The 25,303-nt window shown below is 70.8% G+C and carries 20 protein-coding genes and 1 pseudogene; 6 read left to right on the top strand and 15 right to left on the bottom strand.

Annotation, left to right across the window (positions count from 1 at the left end; genetic code table 11):
- Positions 1–10: 10 nt before the first annotated feature.
- The 10 genes and pseudogenes from A5681_RS24015 to A5681_RS23970 all read right to left on the bottom strand — a co-directional run bounded on the left by A5681_RS24015 (position 11) and on the right by A5681_RS23970 (position 11,282).
- On the bottom strand, positions 11–511 hold the full coding sequence (locus tag A5681_RS24015) for an arginine repressor (protein WP_067281617.1): 501 nt from the start codon (positions 509–511) through the stop codon (positions 11–13).
- Positions 508–1,434 (bottom strand): ornithine carbamoyltransferase, encoded by a 927-nt coding sequence (gene argF, locus A5681_RS24010; RefSeq protein ID WP_067281614.1) that lies wholly within the window; start codon positions 1,432–1,434, stop codon positions 508–510. Before argF ends, A5681_RS24015 begins: the two co-directional genes overlap by 4 nt.
- Positions 1,431–2,618: an acetylornithine transaminase gene (locus A5681_RS24005; RefSeq protein ID WP_269454972.1), complete on the bottom strand. Its 1,188-nt coding sequence runs from the start codon at positions 2,616–2,618 to the stop codon at positions 1,431–1,433. The genes argF and A5681_RS24005 overlap by 4 nt, the downstream gene beginning before the upstream one ends.
- Complete coding sequence (gene argB / locus A5681_RS24000; RefSeq protein ID WP_067281610.1) at positions 2,615–3,496, bottom strand: acetylglutamate kinase; 882 nt, start codon at positions 3,494–3,496, stop codon at positions 2,615–2,617. The genes A5681_RS24005 and argB overlap by 4 nt, the downstream gene beginning before the upstream one ends.
- A gap of 77 nt (positions 3,497–3,573) precedes the next feature.
- The gene (gene argJ, locus A5681_RS23995; RefSeq protein WP_067281607.1) at positions 3,574–4,785 is read right to left on the bottom strand and encodes a bifunctional glutamate N-acetyltransferase/amino-acid acetyltransferase ArgJ; all 1,212 of its coding nucleotides are present in this window, start codon (positions 4,783–4,785) and stop codon (positions 3,574–3,576) included.
- Positions 4,782–5,841 (bottom strand): annotated as a pseudogene (argC, locus tag A5681_RS23990) (N-acetyl-gamma-glutamyl-phosphate reductase). Before argC ends, argJ begins: the two are co-directional and overlap by 4 nt.
- 41 nt (positions 5,842–5,882) lie before the next feature.
- On the bottom strand, positions 5,883–8,369 hold the full coding sequence (pheT, locus tag A5681_RS23985; protein ID WP_067281600.1) for a phenylalanine--tRNA ligase subunit beta: 2,487 nt from the start codon (positions 8,367–8,369) through the stop codon (positions 5,883–5,885).
- A complete protein-coding gene (gene pheS, locus A5681_RS23980) occupies positions 8,369–9,412 on the bottom strand; it encodes a phenylalanine--tRNA ligase subunit alpha (protein ID WP_067281597.1) in 1,044 nt (347 codons plus the stop codon). The genes pheT and pheS overlap by 1 nt, the downstream gene beginning before the upstream one ends.
- 131 nt (positions 9,413–9,543) lie before the next feature.
- Positions 9,544–10,350, bottom strand: a complete 807-nt coding sequence (locus A5681_RS23975) for a rhomboid-like protein (protein WP_067281593.1) — start codon at positions 10,348–10,350, stop codon at positions 9,544–9,546.
- A gap of 17 nt (positions 10,351–10,367) precedes the next feature.
- A complete protein-coding gene (locus A5681_RS23970; protein WP_067281590.1) occupies positions 10,368–11,282 on the bottom strand; it encodes an adenylate/guanylate cyclase domain-containing protein in 915 nt (304 codons plus the stop codon).
- A 189-nt stretch (positions 11,283–11,471) separates the two neighbouring features.
- Between A5681_RS23970 and A5681_RS23965 the strand changes: the two genes are divergently transcribed.
- Positions 11,472–12,515 (top strand): oxygenase MpaB family protein, encoded by a 1,044-nt coding sequence (locus tag A5681_RS23965; RefSeq protein ID WP_067281587.1) that lies wholly within the window; start codon positions 11,472–11,474, stop codon positions 12,513–12,515.
- On the opposite strand, the gene A5681_RS23960 is transcribed toward A5681_RS23965, so the two are convergent.
- From A5681_RS23960 to infC, 4 genes are all read right to left on the bottom strand, one after another.
- Positions 12,502–13,293: a TrmH family RNA methyltransferase gene (locus A5681_RS23960; RefSeq protein ID WP_067281583.1), complete on the bottom strand. Its 792-nt coding sequence runs from the start codon at positions 13,291–13,293 to the stop codon at positions 12,502–12,504. The genes A5681_RS23965 and A5681_RS23960 overlap by 14 nt on opposite strands.
- A gap of 3 nt (positions 13,294–13,296) precedes the next feature.
- The gene (gene rplT / locus A5681_RS23955; RefSeq protein ID WP_067281580.1) at positions 13,297–13,692 is read right to left on the bottom strand and encodes a 50S ribosomal protein L20; all 396 of its coding nucleotides are present in this window, start codon (positions 13,690–13,692) and stop codon (positions 13,297–13,299) included.
- 70 nt (positions 13,693–13,762) lie between these two features.
- Positions 13,763–13,957 carry a 50S ribosomal protein L35 gene (gene rpmI / locus A5681_RS23950; protein ID WP_067281574.1) on the bottom strand — a complete coding sequence of 65 codons (195 nt, stop codon included), beginning with the start codon at positions 13,955–13,957 and terminating at the stop codon, positions 13,763–13,765.
- Between the two features lie 30 nt (positions 13,958–13,987).
- Positions 13,988–14,596, bottom strand: a complete 609-nt coding sequence (gene infC, locus A5681_RS23945; protein WP_082968529.1) for a translation initiation factor IF-3 — start codon at positions 14,594–14,596, stop codon at positions 13,988–13,990.
- Between the two features lie 413 nt (positions 14,597–15,009).
- Between infC and lysX the strand changes: the two genes are divergently transcribed.
- The 5 genes from lysX to A5681_RS23920 all read left to right on the top strand — a co-directional run bounded on the left by lysX (position 15,010) and on the right by A5681_RS23920 (position 22,395).
- Positions 15,010–18,369 carry a bifunctional lysylphosphatidylglycerol synthetase/lysine--tRNA ligase LysX gene (gene lysX / locus A5681_RS23940; RefSeq protein ID WP_082968528.1) on the top strand — a complete coding sequence of 1,120 codons (3,360 nt, stop codon included), beginning with the start codon at positions 15,010–15,012 and terminating at the stop codon, positions 18,367–18,369.
- A 76-nt stretch (positions 18,370–18,445) separates the two neighbouring features.
- Positions 18,446–19,924: an alpha/beta hydrolase gene (locus A5681_RS23935; protein ID WP_197498709.1), complete on the top strand. Its 1,479-nt coding sequence runs from the start codon at positions 18,446–18,448 to the stop codon at positions 19,922–19,924.
- Positions 19,925–19,930: 6 nt separating this feature from the next.
- Positions 19,931–20,374 (top strand): DUF6653 family protein, encoded by a 444-nt coding sequence (locus A5681_RS23930; RefSeq protein WP_231996404.1) that lies wholly within the window; start codon positions 19,931–19,933, stop codon positions 20,372–20,374.
- 5 nt (positions 20,375–20,379) lie between these two features.
- On the top strand, positions 20,380–20,628 hold the full coding sequence (locus A5681_RS23925) for a hypothetical protein (RefSeq protein WP_067281564.1): 249 nt from the start codon (positions 20,380–20,382) through the stop codon (positions 20,626–20,628).
- A gap of 30 nt (positions 20,629–20,658) precedes the next feature.
- Positions 20,659–22,395 (top strand): serine/threonine-protein kinase PknH/PknJ, encoded by a 1,737-nt coding sequence (locus A5681_RS23920; RefSeq protein WP_067281561.1) that lies wholly within the window; start codon positions 20,659–20,661, stop codon positions 22,393–22,395.
- Between the two features lie 3 nt (positions 22,396–22,398).
- On the opposite strand, the gene uvrA is transcribed toward A5681_RS23920, so the two are convergent.
- Positions 22,399–25,302 (bottom strand): excinuclease ABC subunit UvrA, encoded by a 2,904-nt coding sequence (gene uvrA / locus A5681_RS23915; protein WP_067281558.1) that lies wholly within the window; start codon positions 25,300–25,302, stop codon positions 22,399–22,401.
- Between the last annotated feature and the right edge of the window lies 1 nt (position 25,303).

Below are 25,303 nucleotides of genomic sequence, written 5' to 3'. Positions count from 1 at the left end.
ACCAATCTCCTTAGGTTGTGGTGAGAGTCTCGAGGGTGCGGGCCAGCTCGGCGCCGGTCATCGGCTCTCGGGCGGCCACGAAGACGGTGTCGTCACCGGCGATCGTGCCGACGACGTACGGTAGCGCCGCGCGGTCGATCGCGCTGGCCAAATAGTTGGCACCGCCCGGCGGCGTGCGCAGCACGGCGAGGTTGGCGCTGGCGTCGGCCGACACCAGCAGCTCGCTCAGCAGCCGGGACAGCCGGGCCGTGCCGCCGGACACCCCGCGCACCGGGCTGCCGTCCTCCGGAACGATGTAGACCCCGACGCCGCCGTCGGCGCCCCGCAGCTTCACCGCGCCCAGCTCCTCGAGGTCGCGCGACAGCGTGGCCTGGGTGACCTCGATGCCCTCGTCGGCCAGCCGGGCCGCCAGCTCGCTCTGGCTGCTGATCGAGGCCGACGACAGGATCGCCACGATGCGGTCCTGCCGGCCGGCCCGGGTGATCTCGGCTGCGGCCTTCGAGCGGGTCATCGCGCCCGCTCCAAAAGCCACACCAGCAGCGCCTTCTGGGCGTGCAGCCGGTTCTCGGCCTCGTCCCACACCACGCTGGCCGGCCCATCCATCACGGCGTCGGTGATCTCGTCGCCGCGGTGGGCCGGAAGACAGTGCAGCACAATGGCTTCCGGGTCGGCGAGGCCCAGCAGCCGCTCGTTGAGCTGGAACGGCAGGAACGGTGTGCGGCGGTCCAGTCCGTCGCCCTCCTGCCCCATCGACGTCCAGGTGTCGGTCACCAGGACGTCGGCGCCGCGCGCGGCCGCGTCGGCGTCGGCGGTCAAGGCGACCGAGGCGCCGGTGGCTTCGGCGCGCTGCGTGGCGGCCGCGACGAAGGCCGGGGCGGGCGCGAAGCCGTCCGGCGCGGCGATCGTGACGTGCATGCCGGCGGTCACCCCGCCGAGCAGCAGCGAGTGGGCCATGTTGTTGGCGCCGTCGCCGAAGTAGGACATCCGCAGCCCCGCAAGCGATCCCTTGCGTTCGGTGATCGTCTGCAGGTCGGCGAGCACCTGGCAGGGATGGAAGTCGTCGGAGAGCGCGTTAACCACCGGCACCGTCGCCGCGCCGGCCATCTCCTCGAGCCGGCCCTGCTCGAACGTCCGCCACACGATGGCCTCGACGTAGCGGGACAGCACCCGCGCGGTGTCGGCCAGCGTCTCGTCGCGGCCCAGTTGCGTGCTGCGGGCGTCGACGACGACGGCGTGCCCGCCCAGCTGGGCGATGCCCACCTCGAAGGAGAACCGGGTGCGGGTGGAGTTCTTGTCGAAGAGCACCGCGACGCCGCGCGGCCCCTCCAGCGGGCGCCAGCTGAACGGGTCCTTCTTGAGTTCGGCGGCCAGCTGCAGCACCTCGGCCTGCTCGGAGGGTGCAAGGTCGTCGTCGCGCAGGAAATGGCGGGTCATGCCGCGGCCCCGATGGCCCTGTCGAGGACGCCGGGCAGGGCCGCGACGAAACCGTCGAGCTGCTCCTCGGTGACGATCAGCGGCGGGGCCAGCCGGATGACGTCCGCCGCGGCGGCGTTGACCAGGAATCCGGCCGCGCGCGCGGCGCTTTCGGCCTCCTTGGCCCGCGGCGCGGTGAGCACCAATCCCTGCAGCAACCCGCGTCCGCGGACGTGGTCGATCAGCGGGTGATTCAGGGCTTCGATGCCGTGGCGGACCGACTTGCCCAGCACCTCGGCGTGCCGGGTCAGGTCCTTCTCGGCGATCACCCGCAGCACCGCCCGCGCCGCCGCGGCGCAGATCGGGTTGCCGCCGAAGGTGCTGCCGTGCAGGCCGGGGGTCATCAGCTCGGCGGCCGGCCCGACGGCCAGGCAGGCGCCGATCGGCAGCCCGCCGCCGAGCCCCTTGGCCATCGTGACGACGTCGGGGGTGATGCCGTCGTGCTGGTGGGCGAAGAAGGCTCCGGTGCGGCCCATCCCGGTCTGCACCTCGTCGAGCACCAGCAGCGCGCCGTGCCGCGCCGTGATGTCGCGGGCGGCCCTCAGGTAGCCCTCGGGCGGCACGACGACGCCGCCCTCCCCCATGATCGGCTCGAGGAACACCGCCGCGGTGGCATCGTCGACCGCCGCGGCCAGCGCATCGGCGTCACCGTACGGCACATGCGTGACGTATCCGGGCAGCGGTTCGAACGGCGCCTGCTTGCTCGGCTGCCCGGTCAGCGCCAGCGACCCCATGGTGCGGCCGTGGAAACCGCCTTGCGCCGCAACGAGTTTCGTGCGCCCGGTCAACCGCGACAGCTTGAAGGCCACCTCGTTGGCCTCGGTCCCCGAGTTGCAGAAGAACGCCCGCGCCTCCGCGCCCAGCAGGGCCACCAGCTCCTCGGCCAGCGCGATGCCCGGTTCGCTCGCATACAGGTTGGAGGTGTGGCCCAGCGTCGCCATCTGGTGGGTGACCGCCTCGATGACCGCGGGGTGACGATGGCCGAGGACGTTGACCGCGATGCCGCCCAGCAGGTCCAGGTAGGTGTTGCCGTCCACGTCGGTGACCACGGCGCCGTCCCCGCTGGCCAACGCCAGCGGCGGGGTGCCGTAATTGTTCATCATCACGGCTTCCCAGCGCTGCTTCATCGTTTGCCCTTCGGTCACGGGTTCACCACCTTGGTCCCGGTGCCGGCGTCGGTGAAAAGCTCCACCAGCACACAGTGTTCGACCCGCCCGTCGATGACGTGCGCGCTCGGCACGCCCGCCGTGACGGCCCGCAGGCACGCCTCGACCTTGGGGATCATGCCCGTCTCCAGCGTGGGGAGCAGTTGCGCGAGTGTGGCGGTGTCGATCTCGCTGACCAGCGAACCGCGATCCGGCCAGCTGGTGTAGAGCCCCTCCACATCGGTGAGCATCAACAGCTTTTCGGCGCGCAGGGCCTCGGCGAGCGCCGCCGCGGCGGTGTCGGCGTTGATGTTGTGCACGACGCCCTCGGCGTCCGGGGCCAGCGTCGACACCACCGGAATGCGGCCCGCCGTAATGAGATCCAGCACGGCGGCGGTGTTGACCCGTTCGACGTCGCCGACCAGCCCGATGTCGGTGGCCACGCCGTCGACGGTGACGCTCCGGCGCACGGCGGTGAACAGTTGCGCGTCCTCGCCGGTGATGCCGACGGCGTACGGGCCGTGCGCGTTGATCAGGTTGACCAGTTCGCGGCCCACCTGGCCGAACAACACCATCCGCGCCACGTCCAGCACTTCGGGTGTGGTGACCCGGAATCCGCCCTTGAAGTCGCCCTCGATGCCCAGGCGCCGCAGCATGGCGGTGATCTGCGGGCCGCCGCCATGCACGACGACCGGCAGGATGCCGCAGTTGCGCAGGAAGGCCATGTCGGCGGCGAACGCGTGCCGCAGCGTGTCGTCGGTCATCGCGTTCCCGCCGTACTTGATGACCACGACCTTGCCGTACAGCTGCTTGAGCCACGGCAGCGCCTCGGCCAGCACCTGAGCCTTGACCGCGGTGGACAGCTCTCGAGTGTGCAAGAATATGCGCCGCTCTCCCCCGCAAGCGGGAGGTGCCCCCACCCCATCACTGCGTTCTGCATCGTCGCCGGCGCGCGTCATGAGCTGTAGGCCGAATTCTCTTCGACGTAGGCGTGCGAGAGGTCGGTGGTGCGCACGGCGGCGGCGTCGTCGCCCACGCCCAGGTCGACCGTGATGTCGATGTCGGCGCCGGACAGGTCCACCTCACGCGCGCCCGGCGCCCCGACCCCGTCGACGCACACGGCAAAGCCGTTGAACGACACGGTGATCCGATCCGGATCCAGCGTCACCGGGGCCATGCCGACGGCCGCCAGCACCCGGCCCCAGTTGGGGTCGGATCCGAAGACCGCGGTCTTGACCAGGCTGTCGCGGGCGACCACGCGAGCGGCGGTCAGCGCGTCGTCCTCGGAGGCGGCCCCGGTCACGGTCACGGTGACGCGTTTGGTGACGCCCTCGGCGTCGGCCTGCAGCTGCGCGCACAGGTCGTCGCAAACCCGCAGCACGGCGTCGTCCAGATCGGCCTGGCTCGGCGTGATCTCGCTGGCCCCCGACGCCAGCAGCAGCACGGTGTCGTTGGTCGAACAGCTGCCGTCGATGTCGAGCCGGTCGAACGTGCGCGCGGTGGCCCGGCGCAGCGCCCGGTCGAGCGCGGCGGCGTCGACGGCCGCGTCGGTGGTGAGCACGCAGAGCATGGTGGCCAGCGACGGCGCCAGCATGCCCGCGCCCTTGGCCATTCCGCCGACGGTCCAGTTGCCCGCGTGGTGCAGCGCGACCTGTTTCGGCACGGTGTCGGTGGTCATGATCGCGCGCGCGGCCTCGTCGCCGCCGGAGAGCCCGCCGGCCATGTCCTGCACGATCGTGCGCACCCCGGCCAGCACCCTGTCCATCGGCAACCGGTCACCGATCAACCCGGTGGAGCACACCGCGACCTCGATCGCCCCGGTCTCGGTTCCCCAGTCCGACAACGCGGCCGCGACGGCCTCGGCGGTGGCGTGGGTGTCCTGGAAGCCCTCGGGCCCGGTGCAGGCGTTGGCGCCCCCGGAGTTGAGGATCACCGCGCGCAGGGCGCCGGTGGTCAGCACCTGCTGGGTCCACAGCACCGGCGCGGCCTTGACCTTGTTGCGGGTGAACACGCCGGCGGCCGCGTAGTCGGGGCCCTCGTTGAAGACCAGGGCCAGGTCGCGGTTGCCCGACGCCTTGATGCCGGCGGCGATGCCGGCGGCCCGGAACCCGGCCGGCGCGGTGACGCCCTGTTCGCGCACCAAGCGCGCCTCGGTGGTGCGAGTCACGGGGCGACCCCGACCACCGAAAGGCCTTGCGCCTCCGGCCAACCCAGGGCCAGGTTCATCGCCTGCACCGCCGCGCCGCCGGTGCCCTTGACCAGGTTGTCGATCGCGGCGATGGCCACGAACGTCTCGGCGGCCTCGTCCACCGCGACGGCGATGTGCGCGGCGTTGCTGCCGATCACCGAACCGGTGCGGGGCAGCTGGCCTTCGGGCAGCAGGTGCACGAAAGGCTCGGCGTCGTAAGCCTTTTCGTAGGCGGCCCGCAGCTGCGACAGCGGTGAGCGGGTGCGCGCGGTGCAGGTGGCCAGGATGCCGCGCGACGTCGGGATCAGCACCGGGGTGAACGACACCGTGACGTCGCCGTCGGTGACCGCCCGCAGGCCCTGGGCGATCTCGGGGGTGTGCCGGTGGGCCCCCGCGATGTTGTAGGCCCGCGCCGACCCGATGACCTCCGAGCCGAGCAGATCGGTCTTGGCGGCCCGGCCCGCGCCCGAGGTGCCGCTGACGGCGACGACGGTGACCGCGGGGTCGATCAGGTCCTCGGCGACCGCGGGGAACAGCGCGAGCAGCGCCGCGGTCGGATAGCAGCCCGGCACGGCGATGCGGCGGGCGCCGCGCAGCCGGTCCCGCGCGCCCGGCAGTTCCGGCAGCCCATAGGGCCAGCTGCCGGCGTGCGGGGACCCGTAGAACCGCTCCCAGGCGGCGGCGTCGGTGAGCCGGAAGTCGGCGCCGCAGTCGATGATCAGGGTGTCGGGGCCGAGCTGTTCGGCCAGTGCGGCCGAGTGCCCGTGCGGCAGGGCCAGGAACACCACGTCGTGGCCGGCGAGCACCGCGAGTTCGGTGGGCTCGACCAGCCGCTGCGCCAGCGGGGTGAGGTGCGGGTGGTGCTCGCCCAGCGAGCTGCCCGCGCTGGTCGCGGCGGTCAGCGAGCCGATGGCGAGGCGGCCGTCGGCGTGGGCCGGATGCCCCAGCAGCAGGCGCAGGATCTCACCGCCCGCATAGCCGGTGGCCCCGGCAACCGCCACCCTCAATACGTCGGCCATTCCGCCGATTCTGCATGGTTATGCAATGCTTTGCAAATCCATTACCTGGGTCAGCGGCTAGGCCCGCAGCTCGGCCCCGACCGCCTCCGCGGCGCGGCGTACCGCGGCATCGCGGGCCGCGCTGGCGTCGTCCTCGGTCAGCGTGCGGTCCGGCGCGCGGAACCGCAGCGCGAAGGTCAGCGATTTGCGGTCCTCCCCGACCTGGGGGCCGGTGAAGACGTCGAACAGCTGCAGGTCTTCGAGCAGGTCGCCCGCGCCCTCCCGGACGGCGTCGGCCACCGCCTGCGCGGGGACGTGCGCGGGGACCACCAGGCTGACGTCCTGGAAGACGGCCGGGAACGGCGACACCCGGGGGGCGGGCAACGCCTCGACGATCGGGATCGCGTCGAGGTTGAGCTCGACGGCGCAGGTGCCCTTCGGCAGCCCGGAGCGCTCGATCACCGCCGGATGCAGCTGGCCGGCGTGGCCGACGACGGTCTCACCGACGAGCACCTCGGCGCAGCGGCCCGGGTGCCACGGCAGGTGCTGGGCCGCCCGCAGACTCACCTCGACCCCGCTGGCGCGGGCGATGATGCGGGCCGCCTCGAACGCGTCGGCGGCTTCGACGCGCCGGCCGGGGCCCCAGGGGCCGCGCCGTTCGCGCAGGCCCGCCAGCACCGCCGCGACGTGCTGCGGTTGCCGGGGCAACGACGCGTCGAGCATGGCGATCTCGGCGTCGGTGGGCCGCCGGTGCACGGGGATCGGCTGCACGCCGCGGGTCTCCTCGGTCGGTTGCACCACCTGCGCCAGGGCGTACAGCGCGACGTCCACCAGCCCACGGGACACGTTGCGCACCAACGCTTCCAGCAGCGCGGGCAGCAGCGTGGTGGCCAGGTGCGGGCGGTCGGCCTCCAGCGGGTTGAGCACCTGGGTGGTCGAGCGTCGCGGGTCGTCGGCCGGCAGCCCCCACAGGTCGAAAACGCCCGCGGGCAGGAACGGCGTCGGCAGGATCTCCACGTAGCCGGACTGGGCCAGCGACCTGCCGATCGCCCGGCGACGCTTCTGCCCGGCGGTCAGCCCGCGGCCCGCGGGCGCCGCGGGCAGCACCGACGGGATGGCCTCGAGCCCCTCCAGCCGCAACACCTCCTCGACGAGGTCGGCGGGTTGCAACAGGTCGGGACGCCAGCTCGGCGGCGTCACGGTCAGGATCTCCCCGCCGTCGCTCACCGAGGCCCCGATCTGCGCCAGGCGGCGCGCGGTGGTGCCCGGCGGGTAGGTGACACCGGCGACGCGGTCGGGCAGGTCGGCGGGGATCCGGATCGGCGGCAGCGACCAGTCGTCGCGCGGCGGGTCGCCGCGCCAGTCGGTCAGCTCGTCCGACACGGCTCCCCCGGCGATGTCGACGAGCAGCGTGGCGCAGCGGTCCAGCGCGGCGACCGAGATCGCCGGGTCCACCCCGCGCTCGTAGCGCCGGGCGGCCTCGCTGGGCAGGTGCAGGCGGCGCTGGGTGCGCGAGACGGCGGCCGGGTCCCACACCGCGGCCTCCAGCAGCACGTCGGTGGAGTCGGCGCGGACCTCGGTGCTCGCCGCGCCCATCACCCCGCCGATCGCCGCCGTCGCCCGGTCGTCGACGATCAGGACGTCGGCCGGGTCGAGCCGGCGCTCGACGTCGTCGAGGGTGACGACGGTCTCGCCGGGGCGGGCGAACCGCACCGCGAGCCCCCCGGAGATGCGGTTGCGGTCGTGCGCGTGCATGGGGTGGCCGAGTTCGAGCATCACGTAGTTGGTGACGTCCACCGCCGGGGAGGTCGCGCGGATGCCGGCCAGCAACAGCCGGCGCTGCAGCCACCACGGCGACACGGCGTCGGGGTCGATGCCGGTCACCGGGCGCAGGGCGAACCGGCGGACACCGGTTTCGGGCCGCACGGTCAACGGCCACGCTTCGCCGTTGGCGGGCAACGGCTTGACGTCCGCGGGGTCGACGAACGGGAGGTCGTAGTCGCAGGCGATCTCGCGGGCCAGGCCCCGCACCGACATGCAGTAGCCCCGGTCGGGGGTGATCGCCAGGTGGAAGACCACGTCGTCCAACCCCAGCACCGCGGCGCCGTCGGCGCCCGGTTCGGCGGTGCCGGGCGGCAACACCAGGATGCCGGAATGGTCGGCCCCCAAACCCAATTCGGCCGCCGAGCAGATCATGCCGTCGGAGTCGCGGCCGTAGGTCTTGCGCGCCGTGATGGCGAACCCGCCGGGCAGCGTGGTGCCCGGCAGCGCCACGACCACCAGGTCTCCGACGGCGAAATTCGTTGCACCGCAGACGATGTCGCGGGGCTTTTCCTCGCCGACGTCGACCCGGCAGGCCCGGATCGGCTTCTTGAAACCGGTGAGCTCCTCGATGCCGGCGACCCGTCCCACGGTCAGCGGCCCGTCGACCGGGCCGAGCGTGACGACCTCCTCGACCTCGTGGCCGATGCGCACCAGCGTCTGTTCGAGATCGCCGGGGGCGGCGTCCCAGTCCGGGGCGCCGGCCGCCACGATCTCCCGCAACCAGCTGTAGGGGACGCGCATCAGGCACCCACCCCGAACGGCAGCGAGAACCGGACGTCGCCCTCGACCATGTCGCGCATGTCCGGGATGCCGTTGCGGAACTGCAGCGTGCGTTCCAGGCCCATCCCGAACGCGAACCCGGAGTACACCTCGGGGTCGATTCCCGCGGCCCGCAACACGTTCGGGTGCACCATGCCGCAGCCGCCCCACTCGACCCAGCCGGCCCCGCCCTTCTTGCCGACGAACCAGACGTCCACCTCGGCCGAGGGTTCGGTGAACGGGAAGAAGTGCGGCCGGATCCTGGTGCGCGCCTCGGGACCGAACTCGGCGCGGGCGAACGCGTCGAGGGTGCCCCGAAGGTGCGCCATGGACAGCCCGCGGTCCACCGCCAGCCCTTCGACCTGGTGGAAGACGGGCGTGTGGGTGGCGTCGAGTTCGTCAGTGCGGAAGGTGCGCCCGATCGAGATGATGTACACCGGCAGCTCGTGGGCCAGCAGGGTGCGCACCTGCACCGGCGAGGTGTGGGTGCGCAGCAGCTGCCGGGAATCGTCCGGCGCGATGTAGAACGTGTCCTGCTCGCTGCGCGCGGGGTGGTCCGCCGGGAAGTTGAGTGCGTCGAAGTTGAACTGCTCGGTTTCGACCTCGGGCCCCTCGGCCAATTCCCAGCCCATCGCGACGAAGGTGTCGGCGATGTGCTCGGCCAGCTGCGTGATCGGGTGCCGCGCGCCGGGCGGTTGGCGTGTCGACGGCAGCGTGACGTCGATGCCCTCGGCGGCCAGGACCGCGGCGTCGCGCTCGGCGCGCAGCGTCGCCAGGCGTTCGTCGTAGCTGCGCTGGGCCTCGGTCCGCGCGGAGTTGACCCGCTTGCCGGCGTCGGCGCGCTCGTCCTTGGGAACGCCGCCGAGCGCCTGCCGGGCCAGCGCCAGCGGCGAGCGGTCGCCCAGGTGCTCGGTCTTCACGCGCGCGAGCGCGTCGAGATCGCCGGCGCGCGCGATCGCCTCCCGGGCGGCGTGGACCGCCGTGGCCAAGGCGTCCGGTGACAGGTCGACGGGCTGAGCACCCACGCGGCGACACTCTCCTTGCTGATGAGGGCTGGGAGGAAGTGGCCCAGCGGCAAGTGCCGATCATAGTGATGCGGCGTGGACCGCCGGGCGGGCGCTGCTGGCTGACGATGCGCCGGCGGCGCGCGGGCCGCCTAGCCCGCCGGAGCCGGCTGCGGGGCGGTCAGCGCCTCGTCGTTGTGCGCCCCGCCGCGCGCGGTGGCGAACTGCACGATCTTATGGGCCGCCAGCGCGCCCAGGAGACCGAATGCCGGCGCCCCGGCCATGGTCCCCCAGTGGTGGGCCAGCAGCAGGAAGCCGAAGCCGGACGAGGCGGCCAGCATCAGGATGCGCACCGGCGTCCAGTGGATGGGCTGACGGAACCGGGCGGACACCAGCACGCCCAGGACCACGGCGACGGTGTGACCGGCGTCGGTGAAATCGCCGCCGATGATCGCCGAGGCGATGCCGGCCGACACCCACCAGCCGACCCAGGCGGGCCGCCAGCGCTGGGGAATGACCGCCGTCATCGCCCCGAGCACGGCCAGGGCGCCGTAGCTCATCCCGACGTCGCTGGCCCGGGTGATCGACACCGGCATCCACTCGAACTCGACTGCCGCCGCCAGGGCCGCGGCCACCAGCAGCGTCGCGCCGATGTGACCGATCAGGAACGCGACGACGAGCCGGATGGTGCGCAGGTGCAGCTCACCGAGCGCGAGCAGGCAGGTGAGGAAGGGCAACCAGAAGTAGAGCGGACCCGCGTCTACCACCAGAGCGCTGCCCAGCAGCGTGCCCACGTGGCCATGGGCCAGGTTGTGCAGGTTGGTGCTGGCCCGCTCGACCAGCACGTCATGCGCGTGCGGGCCGAGCGCCACGATGGCGCCGCTGACGGCCAGCAGCGCCGCCACGTACCCCACGGTGAACTGGACCCGGGCGAGCCGGGAGAAGATGCCCCCAAACATTGCATCCATTATGTCGGCTAATTTGTTTCGGAAGTGTGATCGGACGCTGTCAACTCCCTATGAGTCCGCAAACGATATATCGCCAGGTCGGCCGGGACTCCGGTCGCCTTCGGCGCGAACACCGGTTTACGTGCGCGTTTGGCGACGACGCCCATCGCGTCCAGTTCGCTCTGGGCGATCAGGTCGAGTGTCGAACCTGACACCATCACCCCGCCCTTGGTGGCCCGTTCCATCACCCGCGCGGCGATGTTGACGTCGACCCCCAGCCAGTCGGACGCCATCCGCTGCGGCCGGCCGGTGTGGATCCCCACCCGCATCCGCGGCGTGTAGCCCGCGACCTCGACCGACTTCAACGCCTCCTTGGCGGCCAGCACCGCGCGCACGGCGACCGTCGGATCGCCGAACACGGCCATCAGGCCGTCGCCCATCCGTTTGACGATGTGGCCGCCGGCGTCGAGCAGCGGCGGCTCGACGGCCCGCGCCACCTGCCGCAGCAGCGTGAGCGCCGCCTCGTCGCCCGCCTGCAGGGACCACGACGAGAAGCCGACGAGATCGGTGAAGACCAGCGTGACCTCCGGGTTGGCCGGCCGTCGGGACACCGACTCGGTCAGCGCCTGCCAGACCTGCAGCAGCCCGAGGCCGACCTCGCGCGAGACCGCGTCGCGATCCCCCAGCAGCCGGTCCGCCGCGCGCGCCGCGGCGCGCGGACCACCGTCGCCGGCCGTGGAGAGCGGGTCGCCGAACTCGGGGTCGCCGGGCAGCAGTCGTCGCGCCCGGCGGATGAAGGCCACCGCGCCCGGGCTCCGGTTTCGGCTGTGCAACCACTGCGCCGCGTTGTGCACGGAGACGGAAGAACCCCGCGGCGGATCGGATGCCGTCACCGTCGGTTCTTCGGGGCCGCCCGAATCCGATTCGCGACGCGCGAGTTCCACCTGGCCAGGTTATTTCGTTCCGCGGGACGCGGGCAATGAAGGGTCGCGCGGTTGTGGCGCAGCTCGCAACGTATGGCCTGATCACGGCGGCGGCACGCCGCTGTCGACGGTCGATAACAAGCGCGGGCGCGCGGCCGAAATCGTAGACAACGTGCGTTGTCAAAGTTATCGTGAGCGCAGGAGGCCGAGATGACTGCCATTCCAACGACATCCGACGATCCGCTGGGACCGGATTCCCTCACTTGGAAGTACTTCGGCGATCTCCGCACGGGAATGATGGGCGTGTGGATCGGCGCGATCCAGAACATGTACCCGGAGCTGGGCGCCGGCGTCGAGCAACATTCGATCCTGCTGCGCGAGCCCCTGCAGCGGGTGGCCCGGTCGGTGTACCCGATCATGGGCGTCGTCTACGACGGCGAGCGCGCGGCGGCGACCGGGCGGCAGATCACCAGCTACCACCACACCATCAAGGGCGTCGACGCGACCGGTCGCCGGTATCACGCGCTGAACCCCGAGACGTTCTACTGGGCGCACGCGACCTTCTTCATGCTGGTCATCAAGGTGGCCGAGTACTTCTGCGGCGGCCTGACGGAGGCCGAGAAAAGGCAGCTGTTCGAGGAGCACGTGCGGTGGTACCGGATGTACGGGATGAGCATGCGCCCGGTGCCCAACTCCTGGGAGGAGTTCTGCGAGTACTGGGATCGGGTGTGTCGCGAGCAACTCGAGATCAATCAGGCCACGCTGGACATCTTCCAAATCCGCATCCCGAAGCCGAAATTCGTGCTGATGCCCACGCCGATCTGGGACCAGATGTTCAAGCCGCTGGTCGCCGGCCAGCGCTGGATCGCGGCGGGCCTGTTCGAGCCCGCGGTCCGCGAGAAGGCGGGCATGCGCTGGACCCCGGGCGACGAGGTGCTGCTGCGCCTGTTCGGCAAGCTCGTCGAGCTGGCCTTCCTGGCGGTGCCCGACGAGATCCGGCTGCACCCGCGCGCGCTGGCCGCCTACCGCCGCGCCGATGGCCGGCTGCCCAGCAATGCGCCGCTGGTGGAGGCACCGACGTTCGTGGCGCCGCCCCGCGACCGCCGCGGACTACCGATGCACTACTTCCCCCCGAGGCCCCGCTCGCCGCTCGACCCGGCCAAGGCGCTGATGGAGCGCGCGGGCTCGCTGGTGCACGGGACGCTGTCGCTGGCGGGTCTGCGGCCGGCCCGCGGACGGGTCAGGGCCGCCTGAACACGCCCAGCGCCTGCGCGCTCTGGTAGAGGCAGATCGCCGCGGCGGAGGCGACGTTCAGGCTCTCGGCCCCGCCGGCCATCGGGATGCGCATGCGGTGATCGGCCGCCGCCGCCAGTTCGGTTGGCAGGCCATGGGATTCGGGACCGAACAGCCACGCCGTCGGCCTGCCGAGCACCCCGGCGGCCTCGTCAAGCCGCGTCTCGCCGTCGACCGTGGTGGCCAGCACCTGCAGCCCCGCCTCGCGCAACGCGGCCAGCGCCGCGGCGGCGTCGGGCGCGGCGACGACCGGAATCGAGAAGATGCTGCCGGTCGAGGCGCGCAGGCACTTGCCGTTGTACGGGTCGACGCTGTGGCCGCCGAGGATCACGCCGTCGGCGCCCATGGCGTCGGCGATGCGGATGACCGTGCCGGCGTTGCCGGGCTCGCCGATCTCGACGGCGACCGCGACCAGCCGGGGCGAGCCGGCCAGCACGTCCGCCAGCCCGGTCGGCGGCATCTCGCACACCGCCACCAGCCCGGTGGGAGTGACGGTGTCCGACAGCGCCTTCGCGGCCCGCTCGGTGACCAGGTGGACCGGACCACGCTGCGCGGCAAGCAAATCCGCATACCGCTGCTCGGCGGCTTCGGTGACGAAGACGTCGCGGACCAGGCCGCGGGCGGCCGCGGCCTCGACCAGGTTGGGGCCCTCGGCCAGGAACCGGCCCGCCCGCCGCCGGCCGACGTGCCGATGCAGTTTGACCGCCGCGGCGACGCGGGCCGAACGTTCGGTCAGCAGGGGCTAGGCGGCCTCTCCGGAATCCGACGGAGCGTTGACGTCCTCGGGCAGCGCGGCCCGGGCGACGTCAACCAGCGCGGTGAACGCCGCGGGGTCGGTGATCGCGATGTCGGCGAGGTTCTTGCGGTCCACTTCCACACCGGCGGCCTTCAGGCCCTGGATCAGCCGGTTGTAGGTGATGTCGTTGGCGCGCGCCGCCGCATTGATCCGCGAGATCCACAGTTTCCGGAACTCGCCCTTGCGCGCGCGGCGGTCGCGGTAGGCGTAGTTCAGCGAATGCAGTTGCTGCTCTTTGGCTTTGCGGTAGAGCCGCGAGCGCTGGCCGCGATAGCCCTTCGAGGCCTTGAGAATGCTGCGCCTCTTCTTTTGGGCGTTGACCGCCCGCTTCACGCGTGCCATGGGTGTTCCTACTCTCTAAGTAATCGGGTCGGGTGTCGGCAGCGGCGCCGGCGCCCCGGCTTGTTGAAGCTCAGCCGTTGAGCAGCTTGTTGATCCGCTTGGTGTCGTTGGCGGCCACGGTGGTGCGGCCTTCCAGCCGGCGGGTCCTGGTGGACGGCTTGTGCTCGAACAGGTGCCGACGATTGGCTTTCTGGCGGACGATCTTGCCGGTTCCGGTGCGCCGGAACCGCTTCGAGGCCCCGCTGTGGGTCTTGGCCTTGGGCATGTTTCCTCTAATTCTTCGTTTCGTGCCGGGTCAGTTGGGTGAAGGGTTGGTGTCGGCGCCCGCATCGGCGTCCGGTGCCGCGCCCTCCCCGTGTCCTTCGGGGTGCCGCGCCCTGGCGCGGGTTTTCGCGCCGCGGTGCGGGGCCAGCACCATCGTCATGTTGCGGCCGTCCTGCTTGGCGGACGTCTCGACGAAGCCGTATTCGGCGACGTCGGCGCCCAGCCGCTGCAGCAGGCGGTAGCCCAGTTCGGGCCGCGACTGCTCACGTCCGCGGAACATGATGGTGACCTTCACCTTCGAACCCGCCTCCAGGAAGCGGATCACGTGACCCTTTTTGGTCTCGTAATCGTGATCGTCGATCTTGGGTCGCAGCTTCTGCTCTTTGACGACGGTCTGCTGCTGGTTCCGGCGGGATTCGCGCGCCTTTTGCGCCGCCTCGTATTTGAACTTGCCGTAGTCCATGATCTTGCAGACCGGGGGTCTGGCGTTCGGGGCGACTTCGACAAGGTCGAGATCGGCGTCCGCAGCGACGCGCAGTGCGTCTTCGATGCGCACTATGCCTACCTGCTCTCCCCCGGGGCCGATCAATCTGACTTCAGGTACGCGGATGCGCTCGTTGACGCGGGTCTCAGTGCTGATGGGGCCTCCCTTGTTGGGCTTATACGTGTACTGCGATTCACGGCCGGGCCTGTGTCGGGATCCAGCGGCGGAATAACCACACCACCAGCAGAAAAGCCCTGCAATAGCAGGGCCCAATGCCGACCGATCGGGGCTTGCCAATGGTCAAGCCGCCCGCGTCGCTCGCGGAACAGGCATGCGCGATGCCTGTGACCGGACCGCCAAGCCTTGGTCAATCTCGTGGCTCGCGGTGGGAGTGGGACTCCACTTACTGTTTCCTGGCCTTCGCCGGGATGGTCGCGATCGCCAGTTTAGCAGCCACGGGGTGGCTTTTTGCACTTCGCCCCCGGACCCCGTCCGGCGTCCTTCGGCAACGGGGCGAACTATTGCTAGCCACTCTTAGCGCTTCGTCAAGCTTTTCACGGATTGAGGGCATATCCTCGCGGTCTGTGACACTCGCTTCATCTCGCTCGGGGCGTCGTTCGGGGCCCCGCGGTCGGTCGCATTCCCGGTATCGCTGGGTACCGGCGGCGGCCGGGTGGATCGTGGGCGTCATCGCCACCGTGTCGTTGCTGGCCAGCGTGTCCCCGGCGCTGCGGTGGCTGATCAAGGTGCCCCGCGAGTTCATCAACGACTACCTGTTCAACTTCCCCGACACCAGCATCGCGTGGTCGTTCGTGCTGGCCCTGCTGGCGGCGGCCCTGACCGCGCGGAAACGCATCGCCTGGCTGGTGTTGCTGGGCCAGATGATCCTCGCCGCCGCGTTGAACGCCGCCGACATCGCCGCGGGCGACAACACCGCCGCCGAGACGTTCGGGGAGAACCTCGGGTTCGCGGTGCACATCGTCGCGATCGTGCTGCTGGTGCTGGCCTATCGCGAGTTCTGGGCCAAGGTTCGCAAGGGTGCGCTGGTCAAGGCGGCGGCGGTGCTGGTCGCCGGCGACGTGATCGGGATCCTGGTGTCCTGGGGTCTGGTCGAGTTGTGGCCGGGAACGCTGGCGCGCCAGGACCGCCTGCCCTACGTCGCCAACCGGGTGGTCGGGTTCGCCCTGGCCGACCCGGACCTGTTCACCGGCAAGCCGCACGTTTTCCTCAACGCCATCTTCGGCCTGTTCGGCGCGCTGGCGCTGATCATGGCGACCATCGTGCTCTTCCAATCGCAGCGGGCCGAGAACGCGCTGACGGGTGAGGACGAGTCGGCCATCCGCGGGCTCCTCGAGCTGTACGGCAAGAACGACTCGCTGGGTTACTTCGCGACCCGCCGCGACAAGTCGGTGGTGTTCGCGCCCAGCGGCCGCGCCGCGATCACCTACCGCGTCGAGGTCGGCGTGTGCCTGGCCAGCGGCGACCCGATCGGCGAACCCCGGGCGTGGCCGCAGGCCATCGACGCCTGGCTCGGGCTGTGCCAGACCTACGGCTGGGCGCCCGGGGTCATGGGCGCCAGCACGCAGGGGGCTCGGGTGTACCGGGAGGCCGGGCTGAACGCGCTCGAGTTGGGCGACGAGGCGATCCTGCGGACCGCCGACTTCCGGCTGTCGGGTCCCGACATGCGCGGGGTGCGCCAGGCCGTGACCCGGGCCCGCCGGGCCGGGCTGACCGTGCGCATCCGGCGGCACCGGGACATCGCGGCCGAGGAGATGGCCGAGACCATTACCCGCGCCGACGCCTGGCGGGACACCCAGACCGAGCGCGGCTTCTCCATGGCGCTGGGCCGGCTCGGCGATCCCGCGGACGGCGATTGCCTGCTGGTCGAGGCGCTCGACCGCGACGGCGCGGTCGTCGCGATGCTGTCGCTGGTCCCGTGGGGAACCACGGGTGTCTCCCTGGACCTGATGCGCCGTTCGCCGCAATCCCCCAACGGCACCATCGAACTGATGGTCAGCGAGCTCGCCCTGACCGCCGAAACCCTTGGCATCAGCCGGATTTCGCTGAACTTCGCGATGTTCCGCTCGGCGTTCGAACAAGGTGCCCAGCTCGGCGCCGGCCCGGTCGCGCGGTTGTGGCGGGGGCTGCTGCTGTTCTTCTCGCGGTGGTGGCAGCTGGAGACGCTGTACCGCTCGAACATGAAGTACCAACCCGACTGGGTTCCGCGCTACGCCTGCTACGAGGACGCGCGCCTGATCCCCCGCGTGGGCGTCGCGTCGGTGATCGCCGAGGGGTTCCTGGTGTTGCCGTTCACCCGGCGCGACAGGGTGCACACCGGCCATCACCCGGCCGTGCCCGCGCGACTGGCGGAGTCGGGCCTGTTGCATCACGACGGCTCGGCGCCCGACGTCAGCGGGCTGCAACGACGAAACGACGACGAGGAACTGGAAGAGTCCAGGGCCCGTCTGCCCGAGCAGGTCAGGGTCCGGCTGGCGAAGCTGAAGGTGCTGCGGCGCAAGGGAATCGACGCCTACCCGGTCGGCTCCCCGCCCACCCACACCGTTTCCCGGGCGCTGGAAGCGGACGACCAGGAGACGGTCTCGGTGTCGGGCCGGATCCTGCGCATCCGCGACTACGGCGGCGTGCTGTTCGCCCAGCTGCGCGACTGGTCGGGCGAACTGCAAGTGCTGCTGGACAATTCGCGCCTCGAGCGTGGCCGTACCGCCGATTTCACCGCGGCCATCGACCTGGGCGATCTGGTCGAGATGACCGGGCACATGGGCTTCTCCAAGAACGGAACCCGGTCGTTGATCGTGCGCGACTGGCGGATGATCGGCAAGTGCCTGCGGCCGCTGCCGAACAAGTGGAACGGGTTGACCGACCCGGAGGCGCGGGTGCGGACCCGCTACGTCGACCTGGCGGTCAATCCCGAATCCCGCGAGCTGATCACGGCCCGCAGCAGCGTCTTGCGCTCCCTCCGGGAGACGTTGTTCGCCAAGGGTTTCATCGAGGTCGAGACGCCGATCCTGCAGCAGATCCACGGCGGGGCGACCGCCCGGCCGTTCGTCACCCACATCAACACCTACGACATGGACCTGTTCCTGCGCATCGCGCCGGAGCTGTACCTGAAGCGGTTGTGCGTCGGCGGCGTGGAGCGGGTGTTCGAGCTGGGCCGGGCCTTCCGCAACGAGGGCGTCGACTTCAGCCACAACCCGGAGTTCACCCTGCTGGAGGCCTACCAGGCGCACGCCGACTACACCGTCTGGATCGACGGCTGCCGCGAGCTCATCCAAAACGCCGCGCAGGCGGCCCACGGGGAGCAGACCGTGCTGAGGCCCCGCGGTGACGGCGCCGACGGCAAGCTGCATCCGGTCGACATCTCCGGCGACTGGCCGGTGAAGACGGTGCACGACGCGGTGTCCGAGGCGCTCGGGGAGCATATCGATCCCGACACGCCCCTGCCCGTGCTGCGCAAGCTCTCCGACGCCGCCCGCATCCCGTATCGCGCGCAGTGGGACGCCGGCGCCGTGGTGCTCGAGCTCTACGAGCACCTGGTCGAGGACCGCACCGAGGGGCCGACGTTCTACATCGACTTCCCGACGTCCGTCTCGCCGTTGACCCGGCCGCATCGCAGTCGGCACGGCGTCGCCGAGCGGTGGGACCTGGTGGCGTGGGGGGTCGAGTTGGGGACCGCTTACAGCGAACTCACCGATCCGGTGGAGCAGCGGCGCCGCCTGCAGGAGCAGTCGCTGCTGGCCGCCGGCGGTGACCCCGAGGCGATGGAACTCGACGAGGACTTCCTGCAGGCCATGGAGTATGCGATGCCGCCCACGGGCGGGCTCGGCATGGGCGTCGATCGGCTCGTGATGCTCATAACCGGCCGCAGCATCCGCGAGACGCTGCCATTTCCGCTGGCCAAGCCGCACTGACCCGCCCCGCGACACGGCGGCGGCCGACGGCGAACATTCGGTGAATATGTTCCAGGCCGGTTAACAATCGATCACAATGAATGCCGTGACCGCGTCGACGACCTACGCCACGACGCAGTTGCTGGCAAGTAGTCACACGTCCCTGATGCACGGCTGGGTGCCCATCACGGTCCAGGTGGTGACCGCCGTGGTGCTGACGCTGGCGGTGGGCTGGCGATCGCGCCGGTGGCGGACGGTGTGGCTGCCGGCGGCTGCGTTGGCCGGCGGCGCCGCCGCCTACCTGACGCACTGGTACATCGTCGACCGCGGCCTGTCCGACGAGCCCGCGCCGGCCGCGCTGTGGCTCTGGATCGCGCTGACCGGCACCGCGGTGGCGGTGCTGGTCCTCGGGTGGCGCAGCGCGCGCGGCTGGCGGCGCGGCGCCGGCCTGCTGGCCATACCGCTGTGCGCGCTGTGCGCCGCGCTGGTGCTCAACCTGTGGGTCGGCTACTTCCCCACCGTGCAGGCGGCGTGGAGCCAGCTCACCTCCGGCCCCCTGCCCGATCAGACCGACCCGGCCACCGTCACCGCCATGGTCGCCAAGCGGGCGCGGCCGTCGCACGGCAGCGTGGTCCCGGTGGTGATCCCCTCCGACGCTTCGCATTTCAAGCACCGCGGTGAACTGGTTTACCTGCCACCCGAATGGTTCACCAGCAGCCCGCCGCCGGCGCTGCCGACGGTCATGATGATCGGCGGTCAGTTCAACACCCCGGCGGACTGGACCAGAGCGGGCAACGCGGTCAAGACGATCGACGACTTCGCGGCCGCCCACGACGGCAAGGCGCCGGTGCTGGTGTTCGTCGACTCCGGCGGGGCCTTCAACAACGACACCGAATGCGTCAACGGCGTCCGCGGTAACGCCGCCGACCATCTGACCAAAGACGTTGTGCCATATATGGTTTCCAAGTTCGGCGTCAGCCGCGACCGGTCAAACTGGGGCGTCGCCGGCTGGTCGATGGGCGGGACCTGCGCCGTGGACCTGACCGTGATGCATCCCGACATGTTCAGCGCGTTCGTCGACGTGGCCGGCGACTTCTTCCCCAACGCCGGAACCAAGGCGCAAACGATCGCCCGGCTCTTCGGCGGAAACGCCGACGCATGGGCCGCGTTCGATCCGACGACGGTGATCAGCCGGCACGGGCCGTACAGCGACGTGGCCGGCTGGTTCGCCATCTCGTCCGAGGGCCCGCCCGCCGGGCGCCCGCTGATGACCGACAGCGGCGCGATTCGGCTGGCCGGCCGGGAGGCCGCGGCCGACCCCGGCAACCAGACCGCGGCCGCCTATTCGCTGTGCGCGCTCGGGCGCGCCAACGGCATCGACTGCGCCGTGCTGGCGCAGCCCGGCAAGCACGACTGGCCGTTCGCCGACCGGGTCTTCGCCGCCGCGCTGCCGTGGCTGGCCGGCCGGCTGGGGACGCCCGGGATTCCGCGGATCCCGCTGCCCGGCGCCGCGCCGCCCGCGCCCGCCACCCCGGTCATCGTCCCGGCCGACCGTTCCAACCCCGCCCGGCGGTAGCGGGGGGTGCCTTCCGTTGCGCGGGTTCGGCGTGCGATCTTCGCGCGGCACTGCAATCCCTGGAGCGCCTGGACCCGGTGGGCGAGCACTCCGCTGATCCTGGTGCCGCCGTGGACGCGGCGCGTCAGCCACGCGGCGTGGATCGCGCTGTGGCTGGCGGTGAACCCGTTCGTGTTCGGCGCGCCGTCGCACCAGCGGGCGTGGTCGACGCGGGCGATGCTCGGCGAGGAGCTGTGGATCAGCCGTCGCCCGCGCGACGGCGCGATGGCGGTCAGCGCGCTGACGTCGGTGGCCGCGCTCGTTGCCGTCGCCGCCGCCTGGCGCCGCCGGCCGCTGCCCGCGGCGATCGCCGTCACGGCGCAGATGGCGCTGACGCTGGTGTACTGGGAGCAAATGGTGCGCTATCTGGAGCGCGAACGGCGGGGGCGGGCCGGGCTTTTAGTAGCGTAGCGCCCATGCCCGACGAACCAGCGACGCCCGGCGCCACCCCACCCGACCCCGGCTACGACAGCGCCGGTGTGCCCACCTTCGAGTCGGTGCGCGAGAAGATCGAGAATCGCTACGCGACGTCGTTGGGCGGCGCGGAATTGGACGCCGAGTCCCCCGAGGGCCGTTCCGTCGCCGAGCAATACGACGAGCGCGAGCGCGCCGCCGCCGAGCGGTTGGCCCAGATCCGCGAGTCGATGCGCGCGGACGAGGGCTAGGGAAGTCGGCTTAGCGTCGGGGGGACGTCGATGAGTGAAACGCAGCCCAGTTCGCGGATTGGGAGCCGGTTCGGCCCCTACCAACTGCGGCGACTGCTGGGGCGCGGCGGGATGGGCGAGGTCTACGAGGCCTACGACACCGTCAAGGACCGCGTGGTGGCGCTCAAGCTGATGTCCGAGCAGGTGAGTTCGGATGACTCGTTTCGGCGGCGCATGCAACGCGAGGCCCGCACAGCGGGCCGGCTGCAGGAGCCGCACATCGTGCCGATCCATGATTTCGGCGAGGTGGACGGGCAGGTGTTCATCGACATGCGCCTCATCGAGGGGCGTGACGTGGGGACGGTGCTCAGCCGCACCGGGCCGCTACCGCCGCCGCGCGCGGTCGCGATCGTCGAACAGGTCGCCGCCGCCCTCGATGCCGCGCACCGCGCCGGGGTCATCCATCGCGACATCAAGCCCGAGAACATCCTGCTCGGCGAGGGCGACTTCGCCTACCTGGTCGACTTCGGCATCGCCGCCGCGGCCACCGACGAGCGGGTCACCAAGACCGGCGCCGCGATCGGCAGCTGGAACTACATGGCACCCGAGCGATTCGGCAACGACGACCCCACCTACCGCGTCGACATCTACGCACTCGCCTGCCTGCTTTTCGAATGCCTCACGGGCACAAGGCCTTTCCAGACCACCAGCCTCAGCAGCCTGATGGCCGCGCATCTGGTGGAGCCGGTGCCGCGCCCGAGCATGCGCAATCCCGCCGTCCCGGCGGCGTTCGACGAGGTCGTCGCCCGCGGGATGGCCAAAGACCCGAACGACCGCTACCTGACCGCGGGCGATCTGGCGAAGGCGGCCCTGCACGCGCTGAGCACGCCGGATCAGCGCGCCGCGACCGAGCTGATTCAGCACAGCCAACATTTCGCGCCGCCGCCGCGGGTGGAGCCGTTTGCCGGCCAGCCCGCGCCGCCGCACCCGGCGTGGTTCGCGACTCCGCCCGGCGCGCCCTGGCCGCCGCCGGCGCCCCCGCGGCGCAGGCTGGGGCTGGTCATCGGCGCACTCGCGCTCGTCGTCGCGGTCATCGCGGGCACCGGGGTGTGGTTGGCGGTCGACAAGTCCGGGGCGACGCAGCCCGACAGCCCGAGCACCACCGCCGCCGCACCACCGACGACGAGCGCGGTGACCACGAGCGCCGCCCCCACAGTGGCTCCCGCACAACTGGATTCGCTGATGCTTCCGGTCGACCAAATCAACGCCCTGGTCGGCACCACCGGAATCGTCGTCGAGGGCAGCACGCGCGAGATGACGGACCCCGACCCAACCAGCACCGTGTCCGACGACAAGTGCACCGGGGCGTTCATCGGTTTGCAGACCCGGACGTACAAGAGCAGCGGCTACACCGCGATGCTCGCCCAGGTGATGAAGAAGCCGCAAGGCGACCCGGCCTACGTCGTGGTCCAGGGGGCGGTGATCTTCGCGTCCGCCGACCAGGCCCGGGGATTCGTGAACAACCAGTGGCCGCAATGGCGCGACTGCGGCGGGAAGACCGTCACCCAGCTCGGCGACAAAGGGTCACTCCAATGGACCTTCGGGCAGATCAGCGGCAATCCACCCAACATCGCCATACAGCACACGCTGGCCAACAGCCTGGTGGTGTGCCAGCACGTCCTGGAGGCGGCGTCCAACGTGGTTTTCGACGTCGACGTCTGCGGCCTGGGAATCATCAACCAGGCCAGGCTGATCGCCAACCAGATGGCGACCAAGATTCCCGGGTGAGAATCAGGCGGTGACTTTGCGTCGCCGCTTCGACCGCTGCGGCGGGGCGGCGCGGCCGATCACCTCGGCGAGAAATTTGCCGGTGTAGCTTTCCGGCACGGCGGCGATGTCCTCCGGGGTGCCCTCGGCCACAACGGTTCCGCCCTCGGCGCCGCCCTCGGGTCCCATGTCGACGATCCAGTCGGACGTCTTGATGACGTCCAGGTTGTGCTCGATGACGATCACGGTGTTGCCCTTGTCCACCAGCCCGTTGATGACGGTGAGCAGCTTGCGGATGTCGTCGAAATGCAGTCCGGTGGTGGGCTCGTCGAGGATGTAGATGGTCCGCCCGGTCGAGCGCTTCTGCAGTTCGGCGGCCAGCTTGACGCGCTGCGCCTCACCGCCGGACAGGGTCGGGGCGGGCTGGCCCAGCCGGACGTAGCCCAGGCCGACGTCGACCAGCGTGCGCAGGTAGCGGTGGATGCCGGTGATCGGCTCGAAGAACTCCGCCGCCTCCTCGATCGACATGTCCAGCACCTCGGAGATGGTCTTGCCCTTGTAGTGCACCTCCAGGGTTTCCCGGTTGTAGCGCGCGCCGTGGCAGACCTCGCAGGGCACGTATACGTCCGGCAGGAAGTTCATCTCGATCTTGATCGTGCCGTCGCCGGTGCACGCCTCGCAGCGGCCGCCCTTGACGTTGAACGAGAACCGGCCCGGTTGGTAGCCACGGACTTTGGCCTCCGTGGTAGCCGCGAACAGCGTGCGGATCTTGTCGAACACGCCGGTGTAGGTGGCCGGGTTGGACCGCGGCGTGCGACCGATCGGCGACTGGTCGACGCGGACCAGCTTGTCCAGGTGATCCAGGCCCGTCACCCGGGTGTGCCGGCCCGGCACCAGCCGGGCGCCGTTGAGCCGGTTGGCCAGCACCGTGGCCAGGATGTCGTTGACCAGCGTCGACTTGCCGGACCCGGACACCCCGGTCACCGAGGTCAGCACCCCAAGCGGGAACGAGACGTCGATGCCGCGCAGGTTGTGCTCGCGCGCGCCGACCACGGTGAGCTGACGCTTGCGGTCTATCGGACGCCGGATCGCCGGCATCTCGATGGCCTCCTTGCCCGACAGGAAGGCGCCGGTGATCGACTCCGTGTTGGCCAGCAGCTCGGCGTAGGTGCCGCTGTGCACGATCTGCCCGCCGTGCTCACCGGCCCGGGGACCGATGTCGACGATCCAGTCCGCGTGGGCGATGGTGTCCTCGTCGTGCTCGACGACGATCAGCGTGTTGCCCAAATCCCTTAGCCGCGTGAGGGTTTCGATGAGCCGACGGTTGTCGCGCTGGTGCAGCCCGATCGACGGCTCGTCCAGCACGTACAGCACGCCCACCAGGCCCGACCCGATCTGGGTGGCCAACCGGATGCGTTGGGCCTCACCCCCGGACAGCGTGGCAGCGGCGCGGGACAGCGACAGATAGTCCAGCCCGACGTCGAGCAGAAAACCCAGCCGGGACTGGATCTCCTTGAGCACCTGCCCGGCGATCGCCTGCTCCCGGTGACCCAGGGTAAGCGCGTTCAGGAAGTCCGAGCAGTCCGAGATCGACAGCTCGGACACCTCGGCGATGGACTTGGCACCCCGGTCCCCCGCGGACAGCGTCACCGCCAGGATCTCCGGCTTGAGCCGGGTGCCGTGGCACTCCGGGCAGGGCACGTCGCGCATGAAGCCCTCGTAGCGTTCCTTCATCTGCTCGGACTCGGTCTGCGCCATCTTGCGCTGCAGGAACGCCAGCACGCCCTCGAAATCGGCGTAGTAGGAACGGGTTCGGCCGTACCGGTTGCGGTAGCGCACGTGCACCTGGTGGTCGGAGCCCTCGAGAATCGCCTTGCGCGCCTTGGCCGGCAGCTTGCGCCACGGGGTGTCGACGTCGAAGCCCAGCTCGTCGCCGAGGCCGGCCATCATCCGGGTGAAGTACTCCGCGGTGTGGCCCGTCGACCACGGCGCCACCGCGCCCTCGGCCAGCGTGCGCTCGGGGTCGGGCACCACCAGGTCGGGGTCGACCTCCTTGCGGATGCCCAGGCCGGTGCACTCGGGGCAGGCACCGTAGGGCGAGTTGAACGAGAACGACCGCGGCTCGAGGTCGTCGACCGCCAGCGCGTGCCCGTTGGGGCAGGCCAGCTTCTCGGAGAACCGCTGCTCGCGGTTGTGAGCGTCGTGCTCGTGGTCGACGAACTCCAGCACCACGATGCCGTCGGCCAGGTTCAGCGCGGTCTCCACCGAGTCGGTGAGCCGCTGCTTGGCGCTGGCCTTGACGGTCAGGCGGTCGACCACCACCTCGATGTCGTGCTTCTCCTGCTTCTTCAGCTTCGGCGGATCGGTCAGCGAATGCACCACGCCGTCGACCCGCACCCGGCTGTAGCCCTGCGCGTTGAGCTTCTCGAACAGGTCGGCGAACTCGCCCTTGCGGGTGCGCACCACCGGGGCGAGCACCAGGAACCGGGTGCCCTCGGGCATCGCCAGCACCTGGTCGACGATTTGCTGGGGCGTCTGACGGGCGATCCGCTCACCGCAGACCGGGCAGTGCGGCGTGCCGGCGCGCGCGTAGAGCAGCCGGAGGTAGTCGTACACCTCGGTGATAGTCCCGACCGTCGACCGCGGGTTGCGGTTGGTGGACTTCTGGTCGATCGACACCGCCGGGGACAGGCCCTCGATGAAGTCGACGTCCGGCTTGTCCATCTGCCCCAGGAACTGGCGGGCGTAGGCCGACAACGACTCCACGTACCGGCGCTGGCCCTCGGCGAAAATCGTGTCGAAAGCCAGCGACGATTTGCCCGATCCCGACAGCCCGGTGAACACGATCAACGCGTCACGCGGCAGGTCGAGGTCGACGCCCCGCAGGTTGTGTTCGCGGGCGCCCTTGACGATCAGGCGGTCAGCCACG

It is taken from the genome of Mycobacterium scrofulaceum, assembly GCF_001667885.1.
Taxonomy (GTDB): Bacteria; Actinomycetota; Actinomycetes; order Mycobacteriales; family Mycobacteriaceae; genus Mycobacterium; species Mycobacterium scrofulaceum_C.
Note: the sequence above shows the minus strand (reverse complement) of the source record. Positions and strands in the feature narration are given on the sequence as shown.

Excerpts from the sequence above, each read along its gene's own strand:
- A5681_RS24015 (WP_067281617.1), bottom strand. The coding sequence starts at position 511 with ATGACCCGCTCGAAGGCCGCAGCCGAGATCACCCGGGCCGGCCGGCAG.
- argF (WP_067281614.1), bottom strand. The coding sequence starts at position 1,434 with ATGACCCGCCATTTCCTGCGCGACGACGACCTTGCACCCTCCGAGCAG.
- pheT (WP_067281600.1), bottom strand. The coding sequence starts at position 8,369 with ATGCGCGTCCCCTACAGCTGGTTGCGGGAGATCGTGGCGGCCGGCGCC.
- A5681_RS23975 (WP_067281593.1), bottom strand. The coding sequence starts at position 10,350 with ATGTTTGGGGGCATCTTCTCCCGGCTCGCCCGGGTCCAGTTCACCGTG.
- A5681_RS23965 (WP_067281587.1), top strand. The coding sequence starts at position 11,472 with ATGACTGCCATTCCAACGACATCCGACGATCCGCTGGGACCGGATTCC.
- rplT (WP_067281580.1), bottom strand. The coding sequence starts at position 13,692 with ATGGCACGCGTGAAGCGGGCGGTCAACGCCCAAAAGAAGAGGCGCAGC.
- rpmI (WP_067281574.1), bottom strand. The coding sequence starts at position 13,957 with ATGCCCAAGGCCAAGACCCACAGCGGGGCCTCGAAGCGGTTCCGGCGC.
- A5681_RS23935 (WP_197498709.1), top strand. The coding sequence starts at position 18,446 with ATGAATGCCGTGACCGCGTCGACGACCTACGCCACGACGCAGTTGCTG.
- A5681_RS23925 (WP_067281564.1), top strand. The coding sequence starts at position 20,380 with ATGCCCGACGAACCAGCGACGCCCGGCGCCACCCCACCCGACCCCGGC.
- A5681_RS23920 (WP_067281561.1), top strand. The coding sequence starts at position 20,659 with ATGAGTGAAACGCAGCCCAGTTCGCGGATTGGGAGCCGGTTCGGCCCC.